Origin of the sequence: Flavobacterium sp. GSB-24 (assembly GCF_027924665.1) — a bacterium.
Taxonomy (GTDB): domain Bacteria; phylum Bacteroidota; class Bacteroidia; order Flavobacteriales; family Flavobacteriaceae; genus Flavobacterium.
The window spans coordinates 2,931,584-2,958,099 of record NZ_AP027043.1 but is presented as its reverse complement, the minus strand read 5'-3'; the positions used below and the strand labels follow the sequence as shown (position 1 = coordinate 2,958,099).

At 36.0% G+C, this 26,516-nt stretch carries 16 protein-coding genes and 1 pseudogene; 2 read left to right on the top strand and 15 right to left on the bottom strand.

Annotated elements, in window-relative coordinates; all coding sequences use genetic code 11:
* Nucleotides 1–19: 19 nt before the first annotated feature.
* The 10 genes from QMG60_RS12840 to QMG60_RS12795 all read right to left on the bottom strand — a co-directional run bounded on the left by QMG60_RS12840 (nt 20) and on the right by QMG60_RS12795 (nt 18,102).
* Entirely contained in the window at nt 20–2,035 is a 2,016-nt protein-coding gene (locus QMG60_RS12840) for a glycoside hydrolase family 2 TIM barrel-domain containing protein (protein ID WP_281865159.1), read from the bottom strand.
* A gap of 35 nt (nt 2,036–2,070) precedes the next feature.
* Nucleotides 2,071–3,669 (bottom strand): glycoside hydrolase family 31 protein, encoded by a 1,599-nt coding sequence (locus QMG60_RS12835; RefSeq protein WP_281865158.1) that lies wholly within the window; start codon nt 3,667–3,669, stop codon nt 2,071–2,073.
* A gap of 48 nt (nt 3,670–3,717) precedes the next feature.
* The gene (locus QMG60_RS12830) at nt 3,718–4,554 is read right to left on the bottom strand and encodes a sialate O-acetylesterase (RefSeq protein WP_281865157.1); all 837 of its coding nucleotides are present in this window, start codon (nt 4,552–4,554) and stop codon (nt 3,718–3,720) included.
* 128 nt (nt 4,555–4,682) lie between these two features.
* The gene (locus QMG60_RS12825) at nt 4,683–6,050 is read right to left on the bottom strand and encodes a right-handed parallel beta-helix repeat-containing protein (protein ID WP_281865156.1); all 1,368 of its coding nucleotides are present in this window, start codon (nt 6,048–6,050) and stop codon (nt 4,683–4,685) included.
* Between the two features lie 721 nt (nt 6,051–6,771).
* A complete protein-coding gene (locus QMG60_RS12820) occupies nt 6,772–8,463 on the bottom strand; it encodes a hypothetical protein (RefSeq protein ID WP_281865155.1) in 1,692 nt (563 codons plus the stop codon).
* A 153-nt stretch (nt 8,464–8,616) separates the two neighbouring features.
* Complete coding sequence (locus QMG60_RS12815; protein ID WP_281865154.1) at nt 8,617–10,839, bottom strand: GH92 family glycosyl hydrolase; 2,223 nt, start codon at nt 10,837–10,839, stop codon at nt 8,617–8,619.
* Between the two features lie 264 nt (nt 10,840–11,103).
* Nucleotides 11,104–13,056: a DUF4861 family protein gene (locus tag QMG60_RS12810; protein ID WP_281865153.1), complete on the bottom strand. Its 1,953-nt coding sequence runs from the start codon at nt 13,054–13,056 to the stop codon at nt 11,104–11,106.
* A 1-nt stretch (nt 13,057) separates the two neighbouring features.
* Nucleotides 13,058–14,716, bottom strand: a complete 1,659-nt coding sequence (locus QMG60_RS12805) for a T9SS type A sorting domain-containing protein (RefSeq protein ID WP_281865152.1) — start codon at nt 14,714–14,716, stop codon at nt 13,058–13,060.
* An 89-nt stretch (nt 14,717–14,805) separates the two neighbouring features.
* On the bottom strand, nt 14,806–16,611 hold the full coding sequence (locus tag QMG60_RS12800; RefSeq protein ID WP_281865151.1) for an endo-1,4-beta-xylanase: 1,806 nt from the start codon (nt 16,609–16,611) through the stop codon (nt 14,806–14,808).
* Between the two features lie 30 nt (nt 16,612–16,641).
* Nucleotides 16,642–18,102 (bottom strand): beta-galactosidase, encoded by a 1,461-nt coding sequence (locus QMG60_RS12795; protein WP_281865150.1) that lies wholly within the window; start codon nt 18,100–18,102, stop codon nt 16,642–16,644.
* Nucleotides 18,103–18,544: 442 nt separating this feature from the next.
* On the opposite strand from QMG60_RS12795, the gene QMG60_RS12790 reads away from it, so the two are divergent.
* On the top strand, nt 18,545–19,615 hold the full coding sequence (locus QMG60_RS12790; protein WP_281865149.1) for a substrate-binding domain-containing protein: 1,071 nt from the start codon (nt 18,545–18,547) through the stop codon (nt 19,613–19,615).
* 206 nt (nt 19,616–19,821) lie between these two features.
* On the opposite strand, the gene QMG60_RS12785 is transcribed toward QMG60_RS12790, so the two are convergent.
* The 3 genes from QMG60_RS12785 to QMG60_RS12775 all read right to left on the bottom strand — a co-directional run bounded on the left by QMG60_RS12785 (nt 19,822) and on the right by QMG60_RS12775 (nt 23,933).
* Nucleotides 19,822–22,080, bottom strand: coding sequence for a hypothetical protein (locus tag QMG60_RS12785; RefSeq protein ID WP_281865148.1), 2,259 nt, complete (start codon nt 22,078–22,080; stop codon nt 19,822–19,824).
* 84 nt (nt 22,081–22,164) lie between these two features.
* On the bottom strand, nt 22,165–22,986 hold the full coding sequence (locus tag QMG60_RS12780) for a TIM barrel protein (RefSeq protein WP_281865147.1): 822 nt from the start codon (nt 22,984–22,986) through the stop codon (nt 22,165–22,167).
* Nucleotides 22,987–23,087: 101 nt separating this feature from the next.
* Nucleotides 23,088–23,933, bottom strand: coding sequence for a phytanoyl-CoA dioxygenase family protein (locus tag QMG60_RS12775; RefSeq protein WP_281865146.1), 846 nt, complete (start codon nt 23,931–23,933; stop codon nt 23,088–23,090).
* 136 nt (nt 23,934–24,069) lie between these two features.
* On the opposite strand from QMG60_RS12775, the gene QMG60_RS12770 reads away from it, so the two are divergent.
* The gene (locus tag QMG60_RS12770; RefSeq protein ID WP_281865145.1) at nt 24,070–24,963 is read left to right on the top strand and encodes an AraC family transcriptional regulator; all 894 of its coding nucleotides are present in this window, start codon (nt 24,070–24,072) and stop codon (nt 24,961–24,963) included.
* 145 nt (nt 24,964–25,108) lie between these two features.
* On the opposite strand, the pseudogene QMG60_RS12765 reads toward QMG60_RS12770, so the two are convergent.
* Nucleotides 25,109–25,235 (bottom strand): annotated as a pseudogene (locus QMG60_RS12765) (IS6 family transposase); the annotation flags it as partial.
* 125 nt (nt 25,236–25,360) lie between these two features.
* Nucleotides 25,361–26,506 (bottom strand): serine hydrolase, encoded by a 1,146-nt coding sequence (locus tag QMG60_RS12760; RefSeq protein ID WP_281865144.1) that lies wholly within the window; start codon nt 26,504–26,506, stop codon nt 25,361–25,363.
* Nucleotides 26,507–26,516 lie beyond the last annotated feature (10 nt).

The window sequence follows — 26,516 nt, the reverse complement described above, 5'->3', positions numbered from 1 at the left end:
GTTCAGATTTAATTTTATGCTATTGCTTTTTCAACATCAAAACAACTGCATCATTAGCAGCGATAGTTAAAGATGATCCTGAAGGCTTACTGCCGTATAATGCTGATTTTACATTCCAGCCCTCTTTTATTTTAATTTCAGCAGTACTATTCTCTGCACTGTAATTAATAAGAATAACTACTTTCTCACCGGCAGAAATCTCATGCTCAGTTGTACCAATAAAAGAATTAGACTGCTTTAAAATGCGCTTGTTGATTAGCGGTTTGGCAATTTCTTTATATATCGCTGCATAGGCAGGCTGTTCTTTATCAAAAGCCCCAACGGTGGTGGTAAGGTTGTTTTCAAGCGGAAAGGTCAGCAGGTAAATAAAACCTTTTCCATAACTGGTTTTTAAAAACAACGGATTACCATCTTCCTCGGAAGCCAGTACGGTTGCATTTTTAGGATTTATTGCTAATTTACGTTCTGATTTTGTACTGAAATTCAGCACTGATCCATCTATAATGGCATTAAAACCCACCGACCCCCTGCGTTTCATATTGGTTAGAACTTCAATATCCAAAGGTTCATTAAACGTAGGCAGATAGGCATCATCCAGTGACATATATAATGTCGCGCCATTTTTAACCTTTTCCAAAAGCTTAAACCAGTAATCCTTGTAAAAAGGATCGATTCCTTTTAGGGAAGGCAGCAAATATAATGGGGCATCAACTATTTCCTTATCGGCCTTTTGGAATTGAAAATCAAAGCCTGCCTGCTTAGCGAGAACAAAACTGGAATAGGCTACAGACCATATGTCCTGTCCCTCGGTTAAAATACATACCGCCTCTGTTTTTCTCGCTGGCAGTGTTTTAAAGGGAAGCTTATCAATGAAGCTGCTGAAATCCTTAAAGACGTTCATAACCGGTTTAAGTGTTCTATCTTCTTTAATAAGTCCTAACTCAGCTTCAACAGAAGCATAATTGTAAGGCGGATATTTAAAACTGAGCTGATCATACGCGCACCACCAAAATGTACCCATACAATCATGTGCCCAATTAGAAAACAAAGCAGTTCTGGCAAAAGCAGCCTTTTCTTTTTCACCACCTGTCATAGGTCCCATAACTCCTGTTTCTTCTGTCAGGGCTGGTTTCCCGCCAATATCTCCGTACAATCTTGTTTCAGCCGCGGCATGTAAAATCGTCCGCATAGAATTAATTGGGTCCTGACTAGTAAACCTGGTCCATAAAGAATACGGATGGGTGGTTAAAATATCGGTTGTTGCGGCCTGGTCTATAATTCTCCATACGGCATTTTTCTCTGCCTGCAAGCTGTGCATACCCGATATGACAGGTCTTGTAGTGTCTTCACTTTTAATGGCACCGGAAATAACAGACGACCATAAATAGGCCTGATTATTATTTTCTAATTTCTGCATTTCATTACATTCATTTCCAAAATCCCACGCAATAATAGCAGGTTTGTTTTTTAAACGTTTGACAAAAGAAGCAACAAATTTCTGTTGCCAGACCAATGCTGCTGGATCGGTCATGATATCCTTTCCTTCCAAAGCAGGCGGAACATATAATTGTCCGCTCATCCATCCTGTAATAAGTCCCACAACTAATTTTAAGTTATACTTCTGTGCCAGATCAGCCAAAATCTCAAAATGCTTTAATTGCTCTTCGCTCATGCCATCGCTTCCGTTGTCTGCCAAAGGCAGTGGTTGCTCGTTCTTGTCGGCAAAATATTTAACCTCTCCACGGCCACCATAGACTATATGCAGCGGTTGGAAATCCGGCCAGAGCGGAAACACCCTTAAGACCTTGATTCCGTTTTCAGAAAGCTGTTTGAAATCTTTTTCTATAATCTCGGGTTTCCAGTCCTTCCACATGTGAGTTCCTGCATGTGAGGACCAATAATTAACCCCAACTGCAAAAGTACCCGGAGTTTTAAGCAGTCTCTCCTGTGCTTTGATACCTGCAATGCTTACCAACAAGAACAGCAGCATATACATATAAGGCATACCCTTCCTGTTTATCTTATTACTGTTCATAATGTAATTTGTTATTAAGAAATACTATTTTCAATTTATTTCTGCAGTATAAAATACGGCAGACGGTTTAAAGGGACTTCAATAGTGATAGCCTGACCTCCTTTATATTTCTTTCCTAAATCATCTATCCAATTTCCTTTAGGCAGTTTTACAGATCTTGTATTTCCTTTTACTACCATAGGAGCAACCAAATATTTTTCACCTAGCATAAACTGCGTGTCACAAGACTCAAAACCCTGATTAGGAAACGAATATTCAAGATGACGCACAATTGGCTCACCATCAATCGCGGCTTTTTGTGCCAACCCAACTATGTAATCACCCATTTTCGCATGCAGCTGAGCAGCTTCTCTTACAATTACTAAATGTTTTTCATCCAAGACCCTCCATGGAGCAACAGAAAACTGCATCATTGGCATTAATGCCTGAATCTGAGCTGAACGAACCATCAATTCCTGATCGAATTTTGAATAATCAATATTCTCGAAATTAGACAGTAGACCTCCTCCTATCATATCCGGACACGTAAAAGGATGCCCTATTAATCCAGCAGATACCATATCGGGAATTAATATTTTTAATTCATCCCACGAATATCCCTTATCCTGAAGACGTTGCGCGAGAGGCTGATTTCCGTTTTTCCATCCTGCTCTAAATTCATTAAATTTAAACTCCGCTCCCAGTTTTCCAAATAGTTCTGCCTGCACAGGACCGCTGGTATTGGTGTCTTCATTAGAGAACACCTTTGATCCTTTTGTGTAGAAATCAGAATCAACGGCATCGAACTTAAAGCCGTCAATATTATAGGATGTCTGGAGTTTGGTCAGTTTAGACCTCAACCAATCAACAGCAAACGGCTGGCTTAAGTCCAAACAGCCACTGTATCCATTCCACCATTTAATAATGGCAGGTCTGGCTGAGTCTTTCTTCAGCACAAGGGCTTTGTTTTTTGACAAATATCCAAACTCTTTCCCATCAGGGCTGACAAAAGGGGTTAGCCATAACATAACTTTAAAACCTTTTTGATGAAGTTCTTCCACCATGCCTTTGGGATCAGAGAATTTAGAAGTATCAAAATCAAAGTTTCCATAGTCTTTCGACCAGATATCATCAATCATAAAGACGCCTGAAGGAAAATTATTGGCTAGAATATCCGCTGCATATTTTAATATTTTTGGCTGGTCCTGATTGTAATTTAGCTCAATCCACATATTGTATTGTGGCATTTTGAACATCAGTTCATCAGGAGTTTTGCCCGAGGCAGGAAAATGTAGTTTCATTGCCCCCAGATAGGCATCACGAAGCGATGAACCAGAAGAAACTGCATTTATCTTTTCAAAATCGGAATGAAGGACCACATTGCCTTGCTTCAATTCAAAAGCAAAAGGTTGGTCGCTCCAAATATAGCGTCCTTTATTGGAAATTAAAAGTGGTGCTGCCTGGTTACCGCGATTGTCTGTACCCAAATTGTTTAATTTTTCATCCGGTCCGTAGGGCTGAAAGGTAATATCCTTCAGCGGTGTGTTGCAGAATGCCTTTGCGGTATACGCTCCATACCATTTTTCATTAGGAAGGGAGGTAACGGTTGAAAGTATATTTTGTGCCGATAATCCAAATGAGTAAATCAAGAGCACAAGGGTAAAAATTTTATTTTTTTTCATTGCCAGGGTTAATTATGATATTTATTTTAATGTTTCAAGATATTTTTGAGCCATTCGGATACCCATTTTTCTTTGGGATGGAGCATCAAAATGCAAATTGTCTCCTATATTGGTAAAGTCATCTGTAGGTATCGTATATACATTTTCATCCTCCGAATCCACCGCATCTATTGCCTTATTAATGTTTTTTATATATTTATTATCAGTGAATTCACCAATGTGGCCCGTTATAACAGTAATTTGCTGGTTATCGGCAATACTTCTGAAGGAAGCAATAATATTTTTTAGTTTTAAATGATAATCCTTACTTCCCTGCGCTGTAGCGTCGCTTTCTCCCTGGTGCCACAGGATGGCTTTTACAGTTCCGTAATTCGCTCCCATTTGCAGTTTGTCACGAAAATTTGATAGCAATTTTATATTTCTGTGAATAGAATCTCCAATCCATTTATTTATCGAACTTCCGCCAACTGCTACTGGAATTAAAATTATATTGACAGAATCATTTGCATGTGCAAGAATTTCATTTGCAAAAGAAACTCCACAGTCCAGCCCTTTCATGCTCTCTTCAAAATCATGCAACGGCTCCCTGGCCTTAATTAAATTTCCATCCTTATTTATTGTAAGGATGCGAGGGCTGCTAATGGTATCCAAAGGACTCACTTTTGCACGGCCCGCCATATTGGACTGGCCTGCCAGTACAAAAACCCAAGTATTTGATTTCGAATAATTTTCGGGCAGATTTTTTAAAACTGCTGAAGATTTCTGCTTCCTGTCACTTTGTGCAAATAGGGATCCTGCTGTGTAAAAACACAGAGAACCCATAAAGAAGAAGAAGAAGAAGAAATAAAAAGTTCTCAAAATGATATTTTAAAGATGAATAGTATATTATTTTTTGGGCAGAATAGAGAATTGAAAAACGAGCCCTAATGGTGTGAGATTTGCTCATTTCCTAATCTTTTTTGAGATATATCTTTATAAAAAAACAGTTATTTAATTTCGTAAGCACCGCAGTCAATACTTGCCCCTTTGTATCGTGCATTACCTAAAATATCAAAAGCTGGATAGTATTTTTTTATGTAACCAAAATCTATTGCTTTGCTATTCTCTTTGAGTTTAAAATCACCAGCTTCCGCATTCACAAACATCGGATTTACTGTACTCCCTAACGTTGGCAAGTCATCTCCTAAAGTACTATTGAAATAAATGTTATTTCGCTGGCTATAGTTTTCAGCATTCGCTACAGTATTTACTTTCTCTCCTGTTCTTGCGTAAAGGATATTATTATAAACGGAGCAATTTTTGCTTTTAATAGTGGCTGATTTTCCAATAATTGTAATTTCTCCTTCGCTAATTTCAGGAGTTGAACAATTTTGATAGCAAGTATTATTTACAATATTGACATTACTTGAATTGTAAACATGGATTCCTCTGCCACCATTATTATATACAACATTATTCTCAATTAGTGTTTTACCACTGTAATCATTTACATTAGCATAATCAATAATAATCCCGTTACCGTCAGTAAATTTACAGCCACCATCTCGCCATGGAACTAGCATTTTGTTATTATAAAGAATATTGTTACGTATAATATTTCTATTAGCATCTGTATCTGTATTGAAATTTTTTAATTCCAATAAACTGATACCGCTGGTACCATAAATTGAATACCATGCGTTATCATATATGGTACAATTTTCAATTTTGATATAATCACAATTTATGGCGGCTACTCCTGCACCTCCACAATCGTAAACAATACAATTTTTTATATTGATATGATGATAAAATTCTCCCAAAGGATTATTAAATGCAGAAGTTCTGCTATCTGCTAAAATTCCATTGCCATTGTAAATTGATTGAGGAGCACCTGTAACTTTGCATCCGCCGGGCTGATTTAACGCATCGGTAAGCGTTATATTATCATTATTTCCCTGTACAGTAAAACCATCTATTTCAATATAAGATCCCTTAATGTAAATACCCACCCAGCTTGTATAAGTGATTTTTGGTTTGTGGCCCGGAAAATTTCTCCAAACCACCCAAGCCGTAGGGGTACCTGATGTTTTTTCTTCGAAATTTGAATAAGTTCCATTTTTTACCAAAACACCGTCCCCGGGAGCAGTAACAGCGGCTGCCTCTGAAAGTGTTTTAAATGCTGTTGCTTCAGTTAATCCGTTTCCACTTGCAGTAACAGAAGCGTCCACATAATATGTTTTTCCTGTTATGGGAGTTTGTACCTCTGTATTAACCGTTGTAGTTTCATCTTTAACTGGATCATTGTTGTCGCTACAGCTATATGCTAATAATATGGTAAATAATAATGTTTGAAAGATGGTCTTTTTTTTCATTTGTGGTTATTTAATTTAGTTAGTAATCAGCGAATAAAGTAAAAAAATTAACTATGTGCCCCTGCACAGAATTTAAAAACATACAAATATCAACTATTTTTTATATTTACTTTTAAATAAAGAGTGTTTTTTTATTAAAAACCTAATTTTTGAGATTCTAATAAGAAATAACCATTTTTTTTTATAATTTTCACAATCCTTTATTCATTCCTTAAAACAACTAAAAAATCATCAGCATTTTAAAAGCCCTTCAATGCCATCAGTTCCATTTTCCAATGGAACATTTAGTTTAAAAGAAATTTATTGTCAAAAAAAACTATGAGATAAAGAATATTATAAAAAAAGCCATGAAAAATCATAGCTTTTACTTTTATTAATCTATTTAGAAAGTAGTAACGTTTTACTTGACCAATCACCGGGCTTATCAGCCATCTCAAAAACTAAAATTCCTCCCTGCATGACTTCATCATGCTAAATCCAGGATTTATTGAAAGATTTATTATTAAGAGTAGCAGATTTATATCTCTATTTTTATCACTTAGATTCTTGGCAATAATCTTCAACGACTTATTTCTGTTAGAATTTGAGAAGTGTTTGTTGGCAATCAAATCACAAATTTTAATGATATTGGCTTAACAAAAAGCAGCAGAGACTACTCTGCTGCTTTTTAGTTCAAGATTAAAATGTACCCGATTTCTAACTATTTTATTTGAATATTAATTTACTCGAACACCTCACCGGTTACGTATGCATTTTTAGTAATGTGCGCTGCGCTGAGACTCATCATCTTACTGCCACCCATATAAAGGTTAGTGAATTTTAATCCAGTAACACTTAAAGCGGGCGCCAGAATACCTTCACCATCTGTGGCCGAGTTTTGATTGGGAAGACGTACGTTATCAAACACAAAATTAGATACTGAATATTTGCCTGTATTAGTAGGGGCATATAGACTAAAAAACCTATTTTTCCAATACGAGCTTGGGGCAGTACGTTGCTCTACAAATACGTTTTTAATGGATATATTATTGAATGTTCTATTTGTGGGTTGTGTAGCCTTTAAAAGCACTGTTTCCATAACATTTTCCTGCCCTATAAGATCTATATTATCATAAGTAATGGTATTCGAAGAACTATAATTATCGAGCATAAGCAGATGTCCCCCATTTCCACCCTGCCAGATTACAATATTAGACAGAGTACAATTATTAGAACCATGTGAAGTTACATCATCGTTAGCAAATAAGAAGCAATCGTTGACAGTATTATAATCACCGTCAAACCAAATCGGATCTGTTTCTGGGTTCCAGTGTACTTCTTTTAGATCCCTAAAAGTATTATGATGGCTGGAATGGGTTTCGTTGTTAGTACCTTCATTACCATAAGTACAGGCAAAAACCCATTGAGCGGCATTTACTATGGTAAGCCCCTCCCATGTAACATTGTTAACGCCATTCCAGGCACGGTGCCCCTGATCTGGAGCGAAAGTGGAATTGTCCCATTTGATATTTCCGGTTGAACTAAAATTAAGGTTACCGCTTGTTATGATTCCCTGTCCAAGAAACTTTACATTATTTGTGCCTTTTGGCAATACAAAATTTCCCTGAACAATGGCTCCGGCCGGAATATTTATTCTGGCACCTGAATTAATAACCATATGGTCCACATTTGTAATAGTTCCTGGTGCAAAGTTGACAGCTCCTGGCGCAGCAGTTTCTAAAGTTGGTTCAGGAGGGTTGCCAAATATGAAAAGCGGGTTTAGCCTATTGCCATTCATGTCTAGAGAAAGCTTTTGATTCGCATTGATAGAGAATGTATATTGGTAAGTATTTAATTTTACTGGGATGATGCCTAATCGATTAGGTCTAACTACACAACCCGATAAGGCCTGAATGCCTGTTACGCGAATATCTATTGTGTTCCCGCTGGCAAAAGAAAAGTTCGCAAAAGAAGCAGAGGTTTGAGGCCGTCTGTCAGAACCATTTGCTACAGCATAATTATCTGTCTTAAAAACCTGCACTTCCTGATAGATACTAGAAGAGCTTAATTTTACTTCAACCCGATAATCATTAGAAATGGTCAAATGCTTAAGCGGGTTAGAACTGTTTGCAGCGTTAAAATTGTCAATAGTAGTCTGGCTAATAATTGGAGGTACTGTTAGCACACCCGCAGAGGCTAACACAGCAGTTTTTGCTGAGATGCTGTTTTTTTCAATTTGTACTTCTCCAGTTTCCTCTAATTTTTCACAGTTGGTAAACCCCACGAAGATAGCAGTGAGGTAAAATACTTTTTTTAAAGTGTTAATTTTCATAATGGTTTTTTCTTGATAGTTAGTAATAGTTTTATAGCTTGCGGCCGTACGCTCGCCCAGATTGTTGTGGTTATTTGTATTGTCGGCTTTAATATTTTGCATTTAAGGCAATTTTCGCAACTCTAATTTGAAACTGAATCTTCGATGTCTTATCAAACTAAAATCTAAAACTAAGCTGTACTGCCCTAGGAATATACTGTATTTTGCTTTATATAAATTTTATATACAGATTCTGCCTTTATCTAAATAATATTATTAAAGCAAAACTGGTTTTTCTCCCATTACAAATTCAATGGTACCTCCATTTTCAATCTCCTTATGAGTAAAAATTGAGTTTTTCCATGTCTTGCCATTAATTTTGCATGACTGGATATAGACATTTTTATCCGAGGCATTTTTTGCTGTTATTATTACTTTTTTTCCGTTACCAAGGGTCAGTACCGTTTTCTCAAAAGGAGATCCCGTCAGGTAATAGATATTTTGACCCGCATTAGGAAAAAATCCCATTGCTGAAAACACATACCAGCTGCTCATCGCACCACTGTCGTCATTCTCTGCATTGCCTTCAAGAGTAAATCTTTCTTTCATTAATTTTCTGATATAAAAACTCGCGAGATCTGTACGGTCAGCATAATGAAATGCATGCACTGCCAAAAAAGCGGGCTCATTTCCATAATCAATCAGATTGTTGTCAAATGCATATTGCAGCTTTTTGGCAAATGCTTCTTTTCCTCCGCTTATTTCAACCAGCCTTTCAAACTGATGTGGAGTAAAATAAGAATAGGTCCAGGAACTTCCTTCATAAAAATAGTCCTTCCAGGATCCCCAGTTCTTTTTTATGTCTATGGTTACAAATTGTCCATCTAAATTCTTAGGAACTATAAAGCCATTAAATGCATTGCTTTGCGCGTTTTTATCCCAAAGATTTATCCATTTCGTGCTTCTGTCAAAGTATTTTTTATAATCCTCTTTGCTCCCAAGGGATTTTGCCATTTGTGATGCGCAAAAATCATTATAAGCGTATTCTAAAGTCACGGAACAGCTCATTTTTCCTGCCGGAATCCAGCCGAGTTCTTTATACATTCTGCTGTTGTCAGGCTTTCCATAGCTGATGCCGTTTCGCTCGTTATCTGCATTAAATTTAACAACTTCATAAGCCTGCTTCCAATCCACTCCTTTAACGCCTTTAACAAAAGCATCTGCTATTATGTTATCAATGTTATTTCCTCCCTGTTCAGACATCATGTCGTTCCCTGCGACATACGCATCTTTGACCCTGCCATTTTTTTTCAGGCGGGCTATAAACGAGTTAATTGTTCCGCTAACCATCTCAGGATTGGTGAGTACTTTTAGCGGATAAAGCGTACGCCAGGTATCCCATACCGCCAGATGGTCATCCCATACTGCAGTGTCTTTGCCAAAACCAACCATATCGTTTGTTTTGTCACGCGGCATAATAGAGCTATGATATAAAGCAGTATAAAAAATACGCCTTTCTGCTTCTGTTCCTCCTTGTATCTGGATTTTTCCCAATTCCTGATTCCATTTTTTTCTGGCATTTTCCCTTACCTGATCATAATCCCAATGAGGAATTTCGGTATCAAGCCAGGCTGCTGCGTTCTCTGTACTCTGCATCGAAACGGCAACTTTCAAATAAACAGCCTCATCTTCTTGCGTAGTATAGTGTGCATAGGCGCCAATACGGTCTTCCACTTTATCTGTAACCTGCTCAGCGCTTCCTTTATTTATACTGCCATTACTAAATGTACCTTTTGACTGAGGCACTTTGCTTAGTCTTATGCAAAAGAAAATTTTATAAGGACCGTTGGAAAAACCGCCAATGTATTGACCGTAACCTCTTAATTCTGTACCGTCTGAGTTACTGAAAGCTACTTTTCCTTCTAAAAAATTTCCCTTTGGAATCTTCATTACAGTTGCGATATCCGTAATATTATGACTGAGGTCAAAGAGAATATTTGATTTGTCTGACTTCGGAAAAGTAAATCTGTAGATTGCAGAATGCTGCTGTGGTGCGATTTGAGTTTTGATTCCATAGCGGGTCAAAGACACCGAATACTCAAAAGGAAGTGCCGTTTCAGCTGTTTTAGGAGAATCGTGTTCAGCTTCTCCTATAGCCAGTCCAATCTGTGGTGAAAACAAAATTTGACCGTATTTGCCCCATCCCGTTCCGCTGACATGCAACTGGGCAAATCCTCTTATCGGCTCTCCCATAATGTATCCGTCCATATCATAATTTACAGCTCCGGGAGCCGTCTGCGGACTTGGACTTATAGACGCATTAGGAAGCTGTGGCCCTAATATGCAACTAGTGTTTTTATCTCGGACACCTATAAAATTGTCCACATAATCAACTGCGATTTTCTCTCCCTGCTGTGAATATCCAATGAAACTATTTAAAAACAGGCAAATCAGTATTATTCTAGCCGATGCAGCATTCTTAAAGCACTTATAAATCATAATAAGAAGTATTGTAGAAACTTGTTTCTATGTTAAAAATTATGTTTTTAAAAAAGGAAAAACATTTTTTCCAGTCATTAGTATTTTGTTTATAATGATTAAAAAAATACATTTCAAATATATCAGCATGCTCTTCATCGCGGTAAGACGCATCGTTCAGAAAATAGAAAAAATAGCTTATTACCGAGACAACATCATTCCCTTTGAAAACAACATCTGTAAAATTGATTAGTTGTCGAAAAAAATTTATTAGTAATTGAATTCCTATTTGTAAACAGCTGTCCTGTCCATGAAGTCAATTACACTGGCTTGTAACTTGATATAGCTGAACCAATCTTCCTTGTTCTTAAAAAAAGAACTATGATCCCATCCTGCTCCCGCGTAATAAACAAAGGGAACATTGGTTTTTATCTTAATCAGAACATATTGGTCACCCTCATACCAGCCATAGCCAATAAAATTCTTAGGATCAGCCAAAACTGCTGAACCTATGCTTCCATTCTCAGTACTGATATTTTCCCATGTACTTACTGTTGCCGATTTTTGATCTTTGTCAACTTCGGGATGTCCATAGGTCGTTATTCCAATGCCAATAGTAAGCTCAATATCTTTATCGCTTTTTATGGTGCTTGTTACTTTAAAAAGATTGGTTCCGAGTCCCATTTCAATGACTTTTTTTTCTTCCAAGGCAGTAATACCCGGAACATTCCACGTTTGATAATTAAGCTGTACACCAATACCATCCGTTTGATTTTTAAGAAATTTATAGCTGTCAAAAGTTGCTGAAGGATAAGGTTTTCCATCTATCCAAACCGCTATAGCGCCACAGCCTCTGAGTTTGCCCATATGATAAAAATCAAGACCTTCTCCCCTGTCGATATGATAATCCTTTCCCTGATCATTTAGTTTGTACCAATTATCTATAACTGGATAATCTACTTTTTTAGTCCAAACATCTATGCCATTGCCGACTTTAGACCTTACGGAAGGCCCATAAAGCCTGTATGCAATTCTGTCATTCTCCCATGCTATATCACTTCCCCTTTCAAATTTCATATAGGTTCTTACTGTTTTTGGTGAATCAGCAATAGAATAAATTCCCATTCTTTTTAAAGGTTTTACATTGGCGATGCCCATTTTGGCTGCCTGACTGAAAGCCAGAACAGCGGGACCAAAAGCATGATGATCATTAAATACCCATGGGCGGGATTTGTAGTCTTGTTTTGTTCCATTATTTGGCGCGAGACAGCTGAAACAGGTATGACTCACAGAACCATCTGTACCTATATAAGACAGGTAGCCTGCAAGGCCAAGTTTGAAATCCTTCATGTATTTTTGATCAAGTACTTTTTTTTCAAGCATAATCCCCAAACCATACAAAAGCAATCCGCTTCCTGAAGTTTCAACATAAGAAGTCTTATCCGTCATTTCCTGATGCCACAAACCTTCTTTATTTTGATATTTTATTACATCTGTAAAAAATTGTCTGCCTAATTCTTCGACCTCCTTATATTTAGGATGTGTATGCGGCAGATCACGAACTAAAATCGCCAATGCAAATGCACCCCAACCGTTTCCCCTGCTCCAATTATCCTCAGAGATGCTTCCTGGTCTGGCAAATCCTCTGGCCTGATGAAGCAGACCTGTCCTTTTATCTTTTAATATTTGGAACAGACCCAGTGTTTCATCTACAGCCATGTTTATAAATTGCTGATTTCCTTTTTTAAGTCCAGCGTATAATAGATATGGACTTACAGCAAATGCAACGTCTATAAAAATTTTATCACCAGTTGCAAAATTAGCAGTCATTAAACCTTCAGGAGAACGGTTTTGCAGCTGCATCATCTTCTCTGCTGTAGTGTAAATTTGCTTATCAAGGTCAGGCGCAACATTTTTCCATGCCAGATAAGACGCTCCAGAGCCGCCTGCTTCATAGGATATAATGCTTCCCTTTGCATTTATGGAACCGTCTGAAAACAGTTTATAGGTTGAAATGGTATTTTTAAGAATATCTTCATTTCCCGGCAGTAGCGAAAACTCACTTATTCCGTGCAAAAGCAAGGTACCGGCATAAAAATCCAATTCAGTATGCTGTATACCCTGCTCGTAAACTGATTTGATAATGTGCCTAACATCATAGGAAGTATTTGTTTGTTGTGCATGACATAAAAATACTGAGCAGAAAGTCAAATAGCAATATAAAAAAAGAGCTCTCATATTATTTTTGAATGAGAAATTTGGATAAGAAATTTTTACCAGTCTCGCCAGCAACTTTTAATACATATAGGCCGTTGGTAAATTTATTGGTGTTAATACTAATTAAATCCGTTCCTGGAACCAACAAACGAGTGTCATTTTCACTGTAAACTAATCTGCCCTGTAGGTCATATATAAATACATTGTACTTATCAGCCTCATCCGATGGTATTTTTATGGTTATGGCCTCTTTAGCAGGATTGGGATATACTCTTAATCCTCGTCCTGATTCTTTTTGAATTACATTACCTGTGCTAAGATTAGGACTATATTCAAACGCTCCAATATCACCCTGATTTCCTGCTGCTCTCACCACATCGTTAAAATCTTTAGTCGACAAAGGAGATCCTGCCACTTTATTTATAGCAGGCGACCCTTCTTTTAATCTATAATCATTTGATGCCGGATCTGTAAATTTAGGATCCTGTGTAATTGCATTTGTCCCGGAGAGCAAAGTTGATCCGAATAAAATATTATTATCTATAACAATAGGATAGGTCTGATTGTTTCCCCTTATTTGTACAGGCGATGAGGCTATTATATTGTTTCTTATATTAAATCCGTAGTTTGCTGCATTTGTAGCTTCAATCAACAGACCGCAGTTCTCCCAATTGCCTCCACTTGTACCGCAGTTAACAATAGTATTTTGATATACATCAATCTCCTGCAAAGGCCCATTGTTAAGATAGCCTGCAATTCTGATACCTACTCTTTTTATATTATATACAACATTATCGTGGACCCTAATACCTTTTGCCGTACCGCCTTCCTCGCTGGCTATAGTAATTCCCCCACCTCCAATATCATAAACTTTGTTGGCATATACTTCTATATTATTGATGTTTTTTTGATAGGCATCTACATAAATACCAACACGGTACAAATTAAAAACCGTATTGTGGTGTATGCTCCCGTTACTGCAGGCATTTTTTGCATCAATTCCCTCTCCTCCGTTAGACGGATCTGTAGGCCGATCAGAAACCGTATTGTATCCAACCTCAAAGGTATCCACGCTTGCCATTGTAATACATTCATTTGTCCCGGCTGCTTTATCAGGATATACGCAGGCCTGCTGCACTTTATTGTTTAATACCTGGATATTTGATGATGTAGCGCCGATTATTCCGGAGGCTCCGGTATTGTAGGTACTGCAATTTTTTATGGTAATGTTTGAGCTATTAATTGCTATAATGCCAGCCCATTTTGAATTTATAAGACGGAGGCCTTCAACTATAATCCAGCTTTTCAAATTTGTCGCATTTGTTCCTGCGATCGTAATAAGTCCGCGCCTGTTTGAGACTGTAGGGGTTGCTGAAGCTGCACCATCTATGATTACTTCCCCCGGAATTTCTGCCTTGTAAGTAATAGGAAGGAGCGCTGTGCCGGAATTTGCCATATCAATCTGTGCCGTTGGAGAATAGGTACCAGATTTTATGATTACCACATCTCCTGCCACTGCAACTTGTGCAGCTTTATTTATCGTCAGATAAGGCTTCTCAATCGTGCCGTCATTGGGAGAATCATTGCCGGTTGTTGCCACGTAAATATTTCTGGCACCTGAAACAGATGTTGTCAGAATAGCCAGCAGTAAAATCAAATTTATAAAGATAGTCCGTTTCATATTTTTATTTTATTAGTATTTTAAATTTAAAAGCGATTCTATTATCTTAAAAAATCATAACAAGTACTTTGTTCGCAATACTGCCAGTATTATAATTTTATGTCCAATTTTTGGCTTTCCTTATTCAACTGATACATTACTTTTTTTACCACACTTCCATTTGTTACCGTTATTTCATAAAGTCCAAAATGTCCTCGTGAACTAACATCGCCTTTGCTGTCAGATTGCTTTATAAAATTGGTTTTCCACTCCTTGGTTACCAGATCACGCCAAGCCTGGGCATTTGGTTTTGCAGTCCAGTCTTTTCTAAACATAGCGGCATCAGGTTTCCAGTGTTTGGGTTGCCAGAAACCCCAAATCGTAAATCCTGTTACAACTGGAGAACTGTAACATGCAATTAAAAAGTCTCGTGTATAGTCCGCCTGCAGTTCCTCATCTTTCATGTTGATATCAAACTCTGTAATCTGAACAGGAAGCCCAGAAGATTTAAATAATTCAAGATCGGAAATTACCTGCTCTGGGTTCCTTGGCTGTCTTCCCACATGGCCCTGAATTCCTATTGCATCAACAGGAGCTCCTTTAGTTCTCAATTCACTAATTAATTGCAGGTATTCCTTAATGTTTTTCGGGCTGGCGATACTGTTAAGCATCCCATATTCATTAATAAACATTTGGGCCTGAGGATCTATAGATTTAGCAATCTGAAACCATTTTACTTCAATATCTTTTGGCAGATATGCAAAAAATTCTTTTTCATGCACTAGTTCATTTATAACATCCCATCCAATTACTCTTCCTTTTAAGATAGATGTTTTTTCGCGTATTTCATCTTCAATGTATTTTTCGAATGCCTTGGGATCCTTCTCTGCAAGTGTTTTAACACTTGCAGGATTAAATTTCCATGCCGGCCAGACTAAATTATGTCCACGTTGCCTGAATCCATTTTTTTCCAGCCATTCAAATGCTTTTATGGTTTGTTGCTGCTTCTTTTCATTTTGTTTCCAGGAGCCTCCTTTAAATCCGTTTTCTATAACTGCTGTATTAAAAAGTTCTAAAAGATTTTTCTCGTATTCATTTGAATCTGGCAGATCTTCAGCTAAAATTTCTTCGTTAACAGCGGTTCCCCAAATAAATTCTGAAGTTTTCATTTTGACCTCAACTTTTGCCCCCTTAACAGCATTACCTTTTGAGTCTGTTATATGAATAGCAATTGGTGCTGTTCTGATTTCTTCGATTTTTTTTAAGGCTTTAGTTCTCCATGCCGCATTCTTCTCGCGTCCTAAATAAGTAAAACGCGTTACTGGCAGTTTTTCCAAAGAAATTTTATTCTCAAAATTTAAAACAACCACGTCTTTTATTTCTACCTTTTGCGGTAGCGCTCCAAGTGAAAGATAAATTTCGCCCTCTCCCAAAGGTATATCAGTTAAAGCTGTAAACGGAATATCATATTCTTTCCATTCAGGTCCGGCGCCAAGCTGGATAATAATACTTTTATCACCATCATAGTTTTTGCGGCTCATGTAAAAATTCACCACAGCTTCCCCAGATTCCTGCCTTGCATAAAGTGCTCGCATAGCCAGCTTTGCTAAAATAACATCTCCTTTTTTTACGGGCTTACTGCAAATCCATTTTACATTGACATCGTAATGTGATTTTGCTGTTGCAAAAACTTCAGCTGTAAAAATTGTATTGCCATCCTTATCTGTTTTACCCTCGAAAGTGGCTTTCTTATCGGCTTTTGATCCATCTCTGAGAACAAAATCAGTCTGGGCATTTTCAGGAAAAATATTGGTTGGTTTTAATGCTTCAAGATCTGAAGTAAGCTTATAGCTTCTCTGTGCACTAGCTCCTGCACAAACTAGCAGAAGAAGTACAAATACTTTTTTGTATTTCATGATTTAATAAAATAAAATTAGGAAAGTGAACTAAGGTGTCTTGATTTTCAGGAGACTTTTTTCAATTATCAAAACAGGGGAATCATAGATTAAAATATCTTTGAAAGTAAAAATATCTCCTTTTTTACTCCATTTATCAGCAGGTATACTGTAAACTTTTCCAGATAAAATATCAACATATACTGGGTTTTCAAAATTTGCATTGGAAAATGAAAAATCCTGAAGTTTGCCTGTGTTTGAATTCAAAGGAATATTCTCGTCCATCCAAATTGTGTAAACCTGTTTTTTGGAATCTTTATGCTCATAACCATAAACTGATATACTCCTGTCGGTACCACAACTGTATCGGTGTTCTCCTTTTTCTGCTCCAGTTATATTATAGGTGTGATGCAGGTCTGTTATACGCTGCAGCGAATCATCAAAAATGGAAGCTATATTTTGCATGGCATAATACGCCATTTTTGGACGGACTGCTTTTCTTGTTGCATCGGATTCAATAATTCCCTTTACATTCAGTTTAGTAATAGGGCTTCCGGCCATACCATAATTCATATCAATAATTCCCAGTATACTACATTGGATATCATGCCCAAGATTGCCAAGCATTCGTCGTGAATTCCATTTAGCCTGAGAGAGTTCTGTCCAGTCATAATCACCTAATGCTCCTCTTCCACCACCACCAAATGACGGGGCTCCATTTTCTCCTTGTCTTAATTTAATTTTAGTGCTGTACTTATTAAGAACAGAACGTAATTCAGATACACGTCCGTAATTAGAATCCGGATTATACACATAATCATGGTAGGTCATATTATCAAATAGATTAAGTTTCTTTTTATCGTGAAGAACTTTAAAAAACTTATCGGCATACTGCAGATCAATATGTCCGAGGGATAGTCCAGAGATTATTGCCTGGGGCTGAATACTCTTTATAATTTCGGCTGTGCGAATATTTAATCCAGCTACTTTTTCTGGTGAATTTATTTTATTATCGCCAAAATTAGGTTCATTCCACACTTCCCATTCGTGAATTTTATCCTTATATCTAATTACTAAAGCTTTAACCCATTTATCCCAGGCAACAAGAGCTTCATCAGAAGTAGGAATCCCTGCGCTTAAATTAATACCTCCGCCGCCTTCATAGATTGGATTTCCATAAGAAGTTTCCAGCCATATTTCTAAACCGCGTTTTACAGCGTCATCAACAATTTTGTCCAGCCAGCTCCAGTCATATTTCCCTTTTTCCTTTTCTGTTTTGGCCCAGCCAGCCTGCATTCTTAATCTTTTTATTCCAAGAGGCCCTAAATATTCTTTATATTGATGGTAATCGGTCATGTCTCGATCGAGCGTCTCACAGCCAATAATCCAATTAGAAGTCTTTATTTCTTTGGCATCACGATTTTGCACTGTTCCAATGAACTCTAACGGTACCTCAAAATTTGTATTATTTAGTGAAGCCGTACTTTGACTCCAAATTAATTGTACTACCAATAAAAGGTATATTGATAATGGTAACTTTTTTGAGAAGAAGGCGCAAATAATATGACTGGTGGTTTTAAACATGATGGTTAGCAATTTTATTCAACAAATTATTATAAAATAATTTTTTTTATTGTGTGCCCGTGCACAGATTACGCAAAAAAATATATATTTGTAGCAAATATCTAATTTTTTTTGAATACAGCAATAAAAAAATGAATAAATTTTCCTTTTGATAAATTTAAGCACAAAAAAAAACAAATAAAACAATACCAAAGATAATATTCAATCTAAGTTCATTCCTGCATGTATGATTATATTCTAATCACTAAACTCGAATTGTACTGTTATCCTAGAATATTTTTATTTTTATGTATTTTTGATGGAATATTCGATAATAGTCTGCGAACTATTTACTTTTGTCAATCGAGTCAATAAACTTAGCCAGATTACTATGAAAAAAAACTTAACAATTAATGAAATTGCAAAAATTGCAAATGTATCCAGAGGTACCGTTGACCGTGTAGTTAATAAACGTGGTTATGTGGCAGAAGACAAACAAAAACAAATTGAGAAAATTATAAAAGAATATAATTTTACACCCAATACCCATGCCAGAAATCTAGCATTAAGCAAGAGCCTTAAAGTTGCTGTAATCTTACCTGAGCATACAGTGGGAGAATATTGGGAGCCAATTGTAAATTCAACAGAAACAGCAGGAAGAAACTATTTGCCTTTCGGTTTGAAAATAAGCTATTATTTTTATGACCAGAATAATATTGATAGTTTTAAGAATATAGAAAAGACGGTTTTTATTGAAAAATACAGTGCCATTATAACCTCACAACCTCAAAATGCTTCTATAAAAGCTTTTCTTCGAAAATGTACAACTAAGAAAATTCCTTTTGTATTGCTGGGAACTAATAATACTAAATATGGTGCATTATCCAGTTTGGGACAAGATGCCACACAAGGAGGAAGACTGGCAGGAAAGCTGATTAATTACGGGCAGGAATCCAAAGCTAAATACCTCATCTTTAACATCTATAACGAACAAAATATCAACCCTAATGTTGTAAGCAGAATTGAAGGCTTCAAATCCTATTTTAAAGAAAACAAAAAAATAAAAACGGATCTGATTAATCTGAGTATCAATGATGAAAACCTATCGGCTAAAATAATGGAGAAATTAAGTACCCTTACTAAAAATGATGGTATTTTTATTCCAAACTCAAGAGCACACATAGTTGCTAAACTATTGACCAAAGAAAATAAAGTACGCTTTTTGGCTTTTGATCTTGTAAAGGATAATATACAATATTTAAAAGAAGGCGTTATTGATTTTCTAATCAATCAAAAACCTTATGAGCAGGGATATAGAGGTGTTGAACTTCTTTACAGATATCTTGCAACTTTTCAGGAACCACAGAAAATTATTAATATACCTGCAGAGGTCATAACAATCGAAAATCTGACTTTTGATGAGGAGAGCGACTTTACCGACAAAGAAAAAACTTCTGCCTAAAATCCAAATTTAACATCACTATTAAAGTTCATAGATTGAAGGCTATTGAAATGAACCAGAAAACTTAAATATAAGTTTTTAAGCATATTTTTCATCTTTCCATTCACAATAATTTTTGAAATTCAAATAGCGAAAAAAAGCCCAAAATATGGACTTTCTTTCGCAGCATCAAGAACAAATTTACTATAATATCCTTTAATTATTTATCAATATTCCTTAAGTTTGAAATAGCAGTACAATGGCCATGTATGCGGATGAGAACAGTAGCCCTGGAATGCCGTTTTGGTTTCATTTGGAGCAACCCAAAAACTATAAAGCCCTTCACGATATAAGGTTGAATTTACTTCATCAGCAGCCGTCCACTGCCCTATCCAATATTCAGGATATTGCCTGGCAAAATTATCAAAAGAAAATTTGAGCAACAAAGATTGGGCCTCTTGTTTATCGAAAGTAGCGACCCCCAGCAAGACAGGATATTCTAATGAAAACCATATCCCGCCATCCTCACCATCTGCTTTTCCTCCCCATAAAGGTTCTTCCCTGGTTCTTATTCCTATTTTTTCAGGGTCCAATAACTTTGCTTTAACATACTCATAGATCTCTTTTTTTCTTTCTACTGGTAAATTTGGAATCTGAAGCAAATATCCCTGAGGCTCGATACAAACATTTTCAATACCAAACTTTAGTTTGTGATTTAGGTAGGCCCTCGCCGAGAATTTTCTGTCTCCAAGATCTTTTAAATATGCCATTTCAATTTTAAGGCGATAATCTTCCAAAGCGGAAATAAAAGATAATGCTTCCTTATTTCCTGATTTTTTAAGTACATCTTCGAGTTTTGGCAAAATAGCCAGGACCATCGCCGAGTTTAAATGAGATTCTGCAGATCCTGCAAATACATTTGGAGAATACTTATGAAAAAAACTGTCGCTCCAATCTGAGTTTAACATCTTTACCAAGCCGTTTGGGCCAGTACCCACTTCATCTCGTAAGTAAATAAAATATTTTTTTAAAATATTCAAAAGTATATCACTCTTTCCATATTCGGCAGGAAAGTAGGTTAGCTGTTCATTCAAAAATCCATAATCTTTTGTAATCAGCAGATATTCAGAAATTGTATTAAAGAAAAACAGCTGCTCATCACTTTCCTTAAAAATAGAAGGTGCAGAATATCCATATCCGGAATTTCCTCTCTTAATTTCTCCATCAGTTTCTGAGTGCTTGATTACATAACGAATAGATGATTTCGCCAATTCAGGATTAATATAACAGGCCGCGAGTGCTGCCTGCAAATGGTCCCTGTTTGAAATATTGTCTCCAAAATGATAACTGTAAACAGATCCCTGAGGAATAAATGTTTCTTTGTAATAGTCATTGTATTTTGAAGAAGCTTCTATAAAATGGCTGTTCCATAACATTTCTCTTTTAAGTATAGGATTACTTTCATGTGACAAATCAGGTAATTTACTTTTCCACATTTTTGCAAAAACACCTTCAGACTGCTCATTTAAATCGGCATCCTGAAATAAATCATTTATCTGATTTTCGATTTCAGATAAATTGTTTAATTCCTGAAGGCCTATCACAATATGAAATGTTCTGCTCTCATTTGGCTTTAACTTCACTTCAATATTTGTTACCAGTGTGTCCTTACTGACACTTACACTGCTCTCTTTTAAATCATTTTTTTTACAGTACATAAATACAGATGAAGGATTTACATCATGCACATATCTCTCGTTCTTAGAAGGAAACAGCAAAAAATTGTTGGGAACAGAATTGATCTTACCTATTGCTATTTGTTTTTTTTCATCTACTGAGGTTGTGGTGTTATAGACTATTGGACGCTTAGCAATTGGTATATATTGTAAAGCATTTGCCACCGAGTTAACAAGCATGCATTCCTTATATACTAAATTCTGAGTCGTCTGACTATTGTTTTTAAGAAGTACCGAAACAACAAAAGAAGGATTTCCAGAATTTATAGCTTTTGATGGTTTGACAGAAATTAATCTGTTGCAGATGATATCCTTTTGTACTTGATAACTGTACCGTGCAAAGCCCACTCCAAAATATTTTTTGACCAGATTATTGTCAGTTGATATTGAGTTTAACCCAACCAAATTAATCCGTTTCTTTTTATTTAAAACAATACTTGCATCGTTCCATCCATAATTGGGTTGGGAAGATGCGTTTATTCTTGTCCATACTCTTTGTGCGTTGAATAGCTCATATATTCCACTAGTATGCGTTATCAAGGACATTTTATAATTTCCAAGCAAGAAATAAGGGTCACTCGGCAATCCAGAATCCTGACCGGTTTTATCTTTGGCATAAAATGGAAGATTACCTGTATATTGATAAAAAGGGAGCCCCAAGGGTGTAAATCCCCAATCGCCAATCCCGTTACTCTTTACCGCAGTTAACGGTATGATTAAAATTACCAAAAGAATTATTTTTTTTAACATGGTTTTATTTTTTGTTTTGACTAGACAAATTCGTTTAAATGATTATACTCAATAAAAGAAAATTCTTTATTTGTGCAATATATATTATAAGAATTCTGCATAACGCTTTTTAAGGAAGTTCATCATATAAATATTAATATCCCATTGATTGGCAACCGGCATTCCTGAAAACGGAATTGTCTGCATATAAGGCTCTGGGCCAAATTCTGGAGTAATGGTTAAAAAATCTGCTACGGCTTCGAATCTTTCCTTTACTATTTGATCCCACCATTTCAAATGTGCTTCAAATGCTATTTTCCATTCAGGGGATCGTGGGTCGCCAACCTGTGGTGATTCAGGCTGTCCTACTCGAGCATGTATGTGAATAGTTCTGGAAATAGCAAGGTTGACTGCATCTTTTTGCTGCTCTAATAAACTTTCAGAAACAACACACCAATGCGAAAAATCTGCTGTTATTCTCACCTCTTGATTTTCTTGCAATAAATTCTTCGCAATGTGCGCAGCAAACAAGGCTTTGTTACGATGTGTCTCATGTGATATCGTAATTCCGGTATTATTGCTGATTTCACTTGCGGCCTGAAAAAGATTTTTATTCTGTGCAGCTGAAAAATAATCTTTTCCGGTTTGTGAAACAATCAATATTGGTTTTAATTCTGCAATGCTCTCTAAGTGTCTTTTAAAGTTATCTTTATGAGCTCCAAATTCTTCTTCAAAGGATTGATAATATTGTCCTATTAATTCCAGACCTTCACTTTTTAAGGCTTCTTTTATTTCAAGCTTCTCCTTTTCTTCAAACGGTATTGGACTTTCAATTCCATCATAACCTGCAGCTCTAACCTTATGGGCAAACTCATCCCATTGTAAATTTTCGGAACCCCATCTTGGGCAAAAGAATTTTATTTTCATTATAGTTTTTATATGGCTATCCTTGAAAAGACAAAATATTTTTTATTCTGCTTCTCTTTAGCAATTAAATTTAACTAATTCAAAGATGATATCTTTAAATTTCAAACCTTGTCTTCCCAACCAGTCTCTTTTAGAGCAGGATCATTTTCTTTTTTTAAGAAATCAGCAGATGACAAGGATTCATGATCCCAAGTCAAAATAGCTTCATCCGGAACAATATCTACGGGTGTTTTCCAAGATTCAGATGTTTCATTATACGCAATATTAGACTGAAGGGTATAACAAGATATTAAGGACCATCTTGGATAATCTGATAAATTTGCTTCTGACCTGTGAAGCAGATTACTGTGAAAAAGAAGGGCGTCGCCCGGCTGCAGTTCTGCATAAACCAGATCCATTGTTTTAAGTGCATTATCAACCATCTGCATATCAGCTCCAACTTGCTCGCCAGCAAAGCCGTGATTAATTCTGCCCATCTTATGAGATTCACTAATAACCTGCAGACAGCCGTTCTCTTTATTCGCCGGTGTGAGTGCTATAAGTACACTCATCATTTGTTCAGGAAACATAAACTGATTTTTATACCAGTATCCATAATCCTGATGCCATTCCCATGCACCTCCCACTTTTGGTTCTTTCTGCATAAGCTTAGAGTGGTAATGGCAAACTGGAGCACTGTTTCCTAAAATCTGACTTACGGCCTTAACAACTTTATTGGAACGTGTGAGATAGCCAAAAACATCATTTCCGGGTGTAAACCATAGTGAAAGTTTGGTTTTCTTTCCAGATTGATCGTTTAAATCAAGTGCATTTTTTGCCATTGCCTGATCATTCACGGCAGTTTGGTAAAGCAGGTCAATTTCTTCCTTACTGCAAAAGTTTTTCACTATAATAAATCCTTTATCGTGATACTCCGCAATCTGTTTTTCTGTTATTTCATTTCTCATGTTGCTTTTTTTTTGCTAAGATAGACTAGCTGCAATGATGAAATCTACCAGATATCTGTTCAAAACTGATGGTTTTCTAACATTTTTTGCGTCTGAAAATAGTTTCATCTATATTTGATTAGCTAAACAATAAATAATGAAACCTGTCTTAGATTATCTGGCTAAAAATTTTGATGAATCTTTTGCTACAAGATTATTCAATTACAATTATTTTCCTACACCCTGGCATTTCCATCCAGAGTATGAATTAGTTCTGGTAGTGGAAAGCACTGGTACAAGAATTATAGGAGACCACAGGAGTGAATTTGGCCCCGGAAATCTTGTATTAATAGGACCTGATCTGCCACATCTTTACAGGAACAATCCTGAATTCTATCTGCCTAACACTGAACTTAGGGCCAAATCAATTGTGGTGCATTTTAATCGTGAAACTTTTAGTGATGGATTTCTTTCTCTGCCGGAAAGTAAAAATCTTAACCAGCTTTTAATTCAATCGTCAAAGGGAATAAATATAACAGGCCTTACAAATACACTTGTAAGCAGAATGCTTTTTGAGCTTATAGAATTAAATGGTCTGGCGAGATGGCTCAAACTTTTGGAAATTCTAAATTGCATTGCAGAATCAGACCATTTGGAATTAATCAGTACTAATTTCATAATTGGCAGAAATGGTGTTGAGTCTGAAAGAATGAAAAAAATACTGCATTATGTTTACCAGAATTTTAAGCAGGATATTAAAATTGAAACAGTAGCCGGGCTTGTTAATATGGCTAACAATTCATTTTCAAGATACTTTAGTCAAAGAACCCGTCAGTCATTTACTAGTTTTTTAAATGAAATACGATTAACCTACGCCACAAAGATGTTAATCGAAACACAAAAAAGTGTCTTGGAGATTAGTCTGGAATCTGGATTTAATAATTTATCACATTTCAATTCGCAGTTCAAAATACGTTATCAGCAAAGTCCTTTAAATTTCAGAAAAAATTATCTGCACGCAAATGAAAACTTCAGGATTGGGACAACATAAAGGAACTTCTGGTGGATAAATGCCTTACCGTACACTATAATTGTAATTTAATTCTCAAGTATGTCTGAATAGAGTACAAGTAAAAATAAGACCTGTAAATCAATAAAGTATTATAAATAAAAACCTTACTTATTGTGGCAATAAGAAGCGTAGCATGATATACAATCCCCCCCCTTATCTTCAACATCTCGATAACTTAACGTAAACCTAAGCTTGAAACATACCGCATGGAGAATGATTGACTTTGGATAGCAATCACCTTTAGTATTCATTTTTTATTAGTTTTGAACAGCTAAAGATAAAACTTAGTCATAGATGCTACAGAACCGTTTTCTTATATTGTAAAAGGTAGTATTTTTTTATTTGCCAACATTTATAAAAATAGCAGCGAGAATGACTACAAATTATTTCCTTTTTTTTCCTTTAAGTTCAAATCATAGAAAACTCTTCCAAGTTGAGCAAGAAATGGCAATCCTACCGTATCATATTCATAAATGTCATCATTAAATATCTCATCTTTGTTAACCAGTAAGGTTGCGCTGATGATGAATTCAACTTTATTCATCTCATCTATTATATAAGCACAATCTATTAGTGTACCGTAAGCGTCACCAACTTTATTATATATTTTTATGTTGCTCGGTATAGGATCTTTTGTATCGCCAAACATAAAAAACTTGCAGTAGCTATCGTAATACTCTTTTGGATCAAAACCTGCATTTCTGGGTAAATTCTGCATGTCATACAAAAGAAGTTCTCTATTCTCTGCCGATAACTCAAAACGTTCTTTGCTTGAAAAATTATCAGGAAAAACAATTCTTTTCATAATTCCGTGTAATGTTTCTAAGGGAAGATAATTCTTTCTGCTAAAATCCATAGGAGAATTAATCAATTTACCATTTTCATAATATCCTTTGCCCTTTGATGTTTTATTCAGTTTTAAAGGCAAAATTTTACTGTCGGTAACCCTTGGAATGATGATGTTTCCACCATCTTTCTTGTAAAACGTTATCCCTTTGGTTTCTGCTGCACCAGAATTTGTGGTAGATAAACGGTGACTTATCCGAACTTTTTTTAATCCTTTTTCTCTCAGCTTGCTGTTAAGATAATCCCGTCCCATAAATTCATAAAAATCATTACTTGCCTCGTTTGAACTTACAGCAAAAATTTTACGCAAATCATCTGAAAAGGATAACTTGGTTGAATCATTATTTATAGTGAAAACAGTATTTACGTCAACCCCTTTCATAGCATTGAGCTTTTCCAACGCCAAAACTGCAATAGGAAGTTTAACTGTACTAGCCGGGTAATAATAATTTGAAGCATCAACATTGTATTTATAATCCTTTAAAATAACTTTTCCGTTATTTTTTCTCTTTACCGAAGTATAAACAATTTGGAGCTCATACAATTCAGACTGGTTTGCAACTTTCTTTATAATTTCGGAATCACTCTTTAAGACCTGATTGATCGGATTATTATTTACTGATTTACAGCCTGAAAAAAAACATAGAATACTTAATAACAAAAAGAATCTTTTCATAAGTTTTGTA

Bases quoted from the DNA above. Each gene is read 5' to 3' on its own strand.
- QMG60_RS12840 (WP_281865159.1), bottom strand. From the start codon at position 2,035: ATGAACAGTAATAAGATAAACAGGAAGGGTATGCCTTATATGTATATG.
- QMG60_RS12825 (WP_281865156.1), bottom strand. From the start codon at position 6,050: ATGAAAAAAAAGACCATCTTTCAAACATTATTATTTACCATATTATTA.
- QMG60_RS12820 (WP_281865155.1), bottom strand. From the start codon at position 8,463: ATGCAAAATATTAAAGCCGACAATACAAATAACCACAACAATCTGGGC.
- QMG60_RS12815 (WP_281865154.1), bottom strand. From the start codon at position 10,839: ATGATTTATAAGTGCTTTAAGAATGCTGCATCGGCTAGAATAATACTG.
- QMG60_RS12810 (WP_281865153.1), bottom strand. From the start codon at position 13,056: ATGAGAGCTCTTTTTTTATATTGCTATTTGACTTTCTGCTCAGTATTT.
- QMG60_RS12805 (WP_281865152.1), bottom strand. From the start codon at position 14,716: ATGAAACGGACTATCTTTATAAATTTGATTTTACTGCTGGCTATTCTG.
- QMG60_RS12800 (WP_281865151.1), bottom strand. From the start codon at position 16,611: ATGAAATACAAAAAAGTATTTGTACTTCTTCTGCTAGTTTGTGCAGGA.
- QMG60_RS12790 (WP_281865149.1), top strand. From the start codon at position 18,545: ATGAAAAAAAACTTAACAATTAATGAAATTGCAAAAATTGCAAATGTA.
- QMG60_RS12785 (WP_281865148.1), bottom strand. From the start codon at position 22,080: ATGTTAAAAAAAATAATTCTTTTGGTAATTTTAATCATACCGTTAACT.
- QMG60_RS12780 (WP_281865147.1), bottom strand. From the start codon at position 22,986: ATGAAAATAAAATTCTTTTGCCCAAGATGGGGTTCCGAAAATTTACAA.
- QMG60_RS12775 (WP_281865146.1), bottom strand. From the start codon at position 23,933: ATGAGAAATGAAATAACAGAAAAACAGATTGCGGAGTATCACGATAAA.
- QMG60_RS12770 (WP_281865145.1), top strand. From the start codon at position 24,070: ATGAAACCTGTCTTAGATTATCTGGCTAAAAATTTTGATGAATCTTTT.
- QMG60_RS12760 (WP_281865144.1), bottom strand. From the start codon at position 26,506: ATGAAAAGATTCTTTTTGTTATTAAGTATTCTATGTTTTTTTTCAGGC.